The 5,907-nt window shown below is 55.5% G+C and carries 7 protein-coding genes; 1 reads left to right on the top strand and 6 read right to left on the bottom strand.

The genetic code is table 11. From position 1 onward, the window contains the following. A partial coding sequence (locus WCA53_RS25675; protein ID WP_423917041.1) for an SET domain-containing protein occupies positions 1-298 on the bottom strand: 298 nt, incomplete at its 3' end. Between the two features lie 97 nt (positions 299-395). Here WCA53_RS25675 and WCA53_RS25680 point away from each other — a divergent pair. Next, entirely contained in the window at positions 396-1,130 is a 735-nt protein-coding gene (locus WCA53_RS25680) for an IS6 family transposase (protein WP_423917043.1), read from the top strand. Between the two features lie 58 nt (positions 1,131-1,188). Here the strand turns inward: WCA53_RS25680 and WCA53_RS25685 are convergent, their stop codons facing one another. From WCA53_RS25685 to WCA53_RS25705, 5 genes are all read right to left on the bottom strand, one after another. Continuing rightward, positions 1,189-1,983 (bottom strand): SDR family NAD(P)-dependent oxidoreductase, encoded by a 795-nt coding sequence (locus WCA53_RS25685; RefSeq protein ID WP_423917045.1) that lies wholly within the window; start codon positions 1,981-1,983, stop codon positions 1,189-1,191. A 103-nt stretch (positions 1,984-2,086) separates the two neighbouring features. Beyond that, positions 2,087-2,521 carry a ketopantoate reductase family protein gene (locus WCA53_RS25690; protein WP_423917048.1) on the bottom strand — a complete coding sequence of 145 codons (435 nt, stop codon included), beginning with the start codon at positions 2,519-2,521 and terminating at the stop codon, positions 2,087-2,089. Between the two features lie 161 nt (positions 2,522-2,682). After that, entirely contained in the window at positions 2,683-3,759 is a 1,077-nt protein-coding gene (locus WCA53_RS25695) for an SDR family oxidoreductase (protein ID WP_423917055.1), read from the bottom strand. A gap of 99 nt (positions 3,760-3,858) precedes the next feature. Further along, positions 3,859-4,953: a maleylacetate reductase gene (locus WCA53_RS25700; RefSeq protein ID WP_423917051.1), complete on the bottom strand. Its 1,095-nt coding sequence runs from the start codon at positions 4,951-4,953 to the stop codon at positions 3,859-3,861. Then, positions 4,950-5,810, bottom strand: coding sequence for an intradiol ring-cleavage dioxygenase (locus WCA53_RS25705; protein ID WP_423917053.1), 861 nt, complete (start codon positions 5,808-5,810; stop codon positions 4,950-4,952). Before WCA53_RS25705 ends, WCA53_RS25700 begins: the two co-directional genes overlap by 4 nt. Between the last annotated feature and the right edge of the window lie 97 nt (positions 5,811-5,907).

The raw sequence follows: 5,907 nt of genomic DNA on the forward strand, positions 1-5,907 counted from the left end.
GGGCCCGGATAAACACATGGCTCCCCTCTTGCTCTGCCTCGCAGTGCGGCTCGCAGCAATGGTTGAGCCAACGTGCAGAATTGCCACCACGAGCGCCGTCGATGACGCGTCGGTCATCCAGCCCAAAGAAAAACGTGTGGCCGTCCTCGGCGCTGTTGCGTTGATAGCGCTGGCCCGCGACGCGCCAAGATGTCACTTCACCTTTGTATTCGACAAGTAACTCCCCGGATGGGATGTTGGTTACAGCGAACACGCCTCGGCCATGAATGGGTGAGCGACGCACAACGATTCGGCGCATAAGAAAAACTACGATTTGAAAAACACGGCGGATATACCACGGCCAGTAGGCGGAACGGGTTGTCAGGTTGTTGGGCCAGTCACGTAAGATGGGGGTGATGAAAAAATCGAAATCGCTTTATCGCGGCCACCGCTTTCCAGCCGTGGTCATCAGTTGCGCCGTGCGCTGGTATTTTCGCTTTCAATTGAGCTTGCGCGACGTCGAGGAACTCCTCTTCGAGCGCGGCGTGATTGTGACCTACGAGACGATCCGATGCTGGTGCGATAGATTCGGCGCGGGCTTTGCTCACCGGGCGAAAGCAGCGCGCCGCAAGCCCGGTAGCACATGGCATCTCGACGAGGTGTTCGTGACGCTGCGCGGCGAGCCATACCTGCTATGGCGATCAGTCGATCAGCATGGCACCGAGCTTGATATCCTGCTGCAGAAGCGTCGCGACAAGGCTGCAGCCAAGCGGTTCTTCAAGCGCGTGCTGGCCTCGTGTCCCGAAGTACCCCGCAAGATCGTGACCGACCAACTCCGTAGCTATCCGGCGGCAAAGGCCGAGATGCCCGAACTGGCCAACGTCACGCACGTCTTCGTAAAAGCTAGTGCACGGCTAAACAATCGGGCCGAAAATAGCCATCAGCCCACACGCGAACGCGAGCGTCGGATGCGTGGCTTCCGAGTTCCGGAACGCACGCAGGCTTTCCTGTCGAGCTTCGGTCCAATTCGGCAGCACTTTGCACTCAAGCGACATCTACTACACGCATCGCTTTACCGCAAGCAACTCGGTGACCGATTTGCCTCTTCGCATCGTTTGACTGAGCTCACCCAAGATCCGTCTGCGTTCTGAGAAACAGTGCGTCCTATAGGCTTTTTCAGCTTCCACTATTCAACGTGACAAAGCCGGGTCAGCTTATGCTGTCCACTATCCCACCATCCACGCGCAGCGCGGCCCCAGTTGTCGCTGAAGCCTGCATCGAGCACGCATACACGACCATATTTGCGACTTCCTCTGTACTGGTCGACCGACGGATGATAGATGAGCCTCGGGTTTCGAGAACGAACTCATCAAGAATTTGCTCAACCGATTTTCCGGTTGTCTGCGCCCTTTCACTGAGCATTTCTCGAATACCGTCCGATAGCGTTGGACCGGGCAGCACTGAATTGACCGTGACGCCTGTGCCAGCGGCAAACTTCGCTACGCCTCGCGCGATACTCAATTGAGATGTCTTGGAAAATCCATATGCGAGCATGTCACCAGGAATACAAAGTCCAGACTCGGAAGATATGAATACGACACGACCCCATTTGCGCTCGATCATCCCCCGCAAATAGGCTCGCGTCAGCCGGACCCCAGACATAACGTTGACCTCGAAGTAACGCTGCCACTCCTCGTCGTCGGTTCCTAGAATATCTCCAGGACCGAAGAAGCCAAGGTTGTTCACGAGGATATCCGCGATTGGAATCGCCTCTACAAATGCATCACAGCCTTCACGCGCACCAAGATCGCGAGCGACGCCACGCACCCGCGCGCCTGAGACGTCTTGACAAATGCACTCGATCGCTCGGTCCACGGCGTCTTGCTTCCTACCGTTGATCACAACCTCAGCGCCAGCCGCCGCCAGTCCCGTTGCAATGGCTAGCCCTATACCAGCGGTTGAGGCACTGATCACGGCTGTCTTTCCGGAAAGATCAATTTTCACTGTTCGATTTACCTTGGTAGTGGGGTGTATCGGTCTATGCTCAGATTTTGCTGCCGGGAAAAACCTGAAATGACGCTCATCGCAAGTCCCGTCATTTTCAAGTTCAAGGTTGCATGGCTTCATTCAATAGTACTTGCATGTTTCGAAGACTCGGTATTGCTTGCCGTTCCTCAATTTTATTTGCAATGCGAACGATTGCTTGATTGGCAAGAGCATTTCGTCCGGCAAGGGCCGGTCGGTCCACAACTAGCCCATTCAAGTCATCAATTTCACGACGACCGCCTTTTTGCCAATCTTGAAGAACCGTAGTTGTAGTCTCTGGTAGAACGAACCCGCTCATCACCGTATCTAAAAGCCGTTCAACAACTTTCTCCCGATCTGCGACGTCCTCTGACTTCAAACCGAAAATTGACGAAACGTCGTAACCTTGTAGCAAGCCCAACTCAAGAGCTTCTTCACCTGAGCGCAACATGAACTCGCGCATGCCTGGAAAATGCATCGCTTCTAGCATCGGGACGCCCAAGATCGCAGTCGTCACCAAAAGTCGTTGCGTTACTGATGATTTTCATCCATTTTCTCGCTATCCCGATCGTGCCGCTACTCGCAGACGGTAAGTTCAAACGAGGTAACGACGATCCTGTTCATGCAAGCCACCGTCCGAACAAAATCATCAATCCACTTTTAGTCCCGTAGCAAAGTTCAGCCACGCGTCGGTATGATCCGCTCGGCAGCCAACCGGTCAAAAAGGTCAAAGAACGCCTCGTCGGTCGCCTGGTAGTCAAGAAACCCTGCCTTACGACTTTTCGACATATCGGTTATGACTTCCATTGGGCGTCCAAGGTCCGCGTCGGTGTGCCACCATGACGCCAATTTATTGATGTCCGTTTGCGCCAATGTGAACTGCGACGCAATATTTTCCCATTGTGCAACCGCACTTTGCATCCGGCTTTCGAGTGGACGAACTTCGCCATCGAACGCGATCGGCTCAATGTCGAAATAATCGGCAATGCGCGACCACATCCATTTCCAGCGGAACACATCTCCGTTGACGATGTTGAAGTCCTCGTTCTGCGCCTCATCAGCGGTGGCAGCCCATTCAAGCTGACGCGCCAGGAGACGGGCGTCAGTCATATCTGTCAGGCTGTTCCATTGCGCCGCTGATCCCGGAAATACAAAGGGCGTGTTTATTTGTTTGCAAAGCGTTGCATATACCGCGAGGGTCGTACCCATGTTCATCGCGTTACCAACGGCATAGCCGATGATCGTATGCGGGCGATGGACGCTCCACGTGTAACCCTGCCGCTGCGCGCCAGCAAACACCCGATCTTCCTGTTCATAGTAGAAATTTTCGACATTCTGTCTTCCCTGGCTTTCCCGAAATGGCGTGTCGGGCACCGCGCCCGTTGCATACGCTTCGAACGGTCCCAGATAGTGCTTGAGCCCGGTAACAAGTGCGACATGTTCAAGCGACGACGGCCCGTCGGCGAGTGCGTCCAGCACATTGCTGATCATCGCGCCGTTCACGCGAATATTTTCAGCCTCGGTTGCCTGGCGTGCCCAAGTAGTGAAGAAGACATGGCTGACATTAAGGGCGCCAAGCGCAGTTTTCACTGACTCTGCTGCGGTCAAATCAGCGAGTATCGGTTTGACCTCTGCCGAGACGGCAGTGCGTCCACGGGAGAGTCCGCAGACTTCCCATCCCGAGCTTACAAGCTGGTCGGCCAGATTGCTGCCAGCGATTCCACTAGCCCCGACAATAAGTGCGCGCTTTTTCATAATGAGAGACCTGTAAAGTTGCGCACGGCTGAGGTTCATTTCGTTGCAAACGGCCGTGCGGATAGATAGTTTTCGCTGAGGCAACGAACGACGGTCAGACTAGTGGCTCAGGAATGCAGACGAGTCAGGGGTATCGCCTTCAAATGCCAATTGCAGCAATGTTCTAATCGACTGCAGCGAAAGGGGCCGCGGGTTGAAATACGGTGAACGCATCGCGATTTCGGCCACGCGATCGAGGTCCGACTCGCTTACCCCTAGCTCCGCCAACGAGGCCGGGACTGCAAGCTTGCGGCCAAGCTCGTAAAGCGCCACTGCCGGATCATCAGCGGCCAATGCACGCGAAAGCCGCGCCCTTGCATCAGAAACTGCAGGTAAATTAAAAGCCATCGCGTATGGAAGAACCACGGCGTGCGTTTGCGCGTGCGGAAGATCGAGCGTGCCGCCTAGGGTATGACAAAGCTTATGGTGGAGCGCCATGCCGACGTTTCCTAATACCGTGCCACAAAGCCATGCACCGTACTGCGTGACTTCCCTTGCCTCGATGTCCTTCGGTTGCGCGCACACAACAGGGAGACCCTGAGCCAAGCTGCGAATGCCTTCTTCGGCGAACATAGACATGACGGGATTGCCATCTTGCGCGTATAACCCTTCAGCAGCATGCGCAATTGCGTTAAGACCACTCGTAGCGCTTAAAGCAACGGGTAGCGTCAATGTAAGAGTTGCGTCGTAGATCGCTGTACGCGGCAGCACTCGATGACTTTTGCCAGTTTTCTTCTCGCTTCCAGCTGTCAGCCCATAGATAGACGTCACTTCGGACCCAGCGTACGTGGTAGGAATCGCGACAATAGGCAGACTCGTCTCAAGCGCGATAGCCTTCGCCAGACCAAGAGTGGATCCGCCTCCAGCAGCAACCAGGCCGTCTGCGCCGTGCTCTTTGGCGGCCCGGACACCGGCCTCTGCTGTTTCAACAGGCACGTGCATGACCGCACCATCGAATATAGCGTGACAGCGCGCGCCTCCAATTACGCGGACCCTTTCCGCCAGCTCTCGCTGCTCAGGCGTACACAACACCAGCGCGCGGCGGATACCCAGCTCGTCGAGCTCGTTGCCCAGGCGTTCGAGCGAACCTGCACCGAACACAATGCGCGTCGCCCGCGTGCTGTAGATAAACGGTGTAGCAAAGTGAGGTTTCATGATGCGCGATTCAGTACAAAGTCGAAGTCAAGGGTGCTGAACGGCGTGTACATGCGCGAGCCGTCGGGGGCTTGTCCTTCATCGTGATGAACCCATTGCGCAATGAGCGAGGAACGCACGCCGAATACAGCATCGGAATCCAGGTATTGGTCGCCATCGCGAAACACATGGGTGACAAGCCGTTCAAAACCTGGCGCGGTAACCATGAAATGAAGATGCGCAGGTCGCCACGGGTGGCGTCCAAGTGCGGACAGCATCCGCCCCACCGGACCATCATGGGGTATCGGATAAGGAACCGGAACAATGGACCGGAAACTAAAATGACCATCGGTTCCGCTATGCAGCAACGCGCGCGCGCGATGCACATCACCATCGTACTGAACATCGTAAAAGCCTTCAGAGTCCGCTTGCCAGACCTCGATCTCTGCGTTTGCGATGGGCACGCCATCAAGCCCCCTGATACACCCGGACACGAAACAGAGCTCACCGCTCGCGCCGTTGGCGATATTGTCACCGTTTGCGTGGACCGGCGCGCCGTCGACAAAGAAGGGGCCGAAAACCGTAGCTTCGGTGCATCCGGCCGGCTTGACGTTCGCCATCGCGGTAACCAGCATCGATAAGCCAAGTGTGTCAGATAACAGGATAAATTCCTGGCGCTTGTCATCCGTGATGTGCCCGACTTCAGTCAGAAAGCGGATCGCCGACTCCCACTCTGGCTCCGTCAATCGCACCTCCCGCGCAAACGCGTGAAGGTGGTTGACCAAACTCGTCATGATCTCCTTCAACCTTGGATTTGACGCGTTCGCGTGGCGCGATAGCACCGCTTCGGTAATCATATTTTCGTCAAGGTTTCTCATGGCGATGGACTCATCGTTCCGGTTCGTTCAGCGGTTGTCGACTCGTTTGAGAAAAGGGCGAATATCTACGCTTTTCCATATGCCGGCTTCGTTAAAC

It is taken from the genome of Caballeronia sp. (assembly GCF_049581465.1).
Classification (GTDB): Bacteria; Pseudomonadota; Gammaproteobacteria; order Burkholderiales; family Burkholderiaceae; genus Caballeronia.

Coding starts and splice junctions, on each gene's coding strand:
- WCA53_RS25680 (WP_423917043.1), top strand. CDS start 396: ATGAAAAAATCGAAATCGCTTTATCGCGGCCACCGCTTTCCAGCCGTG.
- WCA53_RS25695 (WP_423917055.1), bottom strand. CDS start 3,759: ATGAAAAAGCGCGCACTTATTGTCGGGGCTAGTGGAATCGCTGGCAGC.
- WCA53_RS25700 (WP_423917051.1), bottom strand. CDS start 4,953: ATGAAACCTCACTTTGCTACACCGTTTATCTACAGCACGCGGGCGACG.
- WCA53_RS25705 (WP_423917053.1), bottom strand. CDS start 5,810: ATGAGAAACCTTGACGAAAATATGATTACCGAAGCGGTGCTATCGCGC.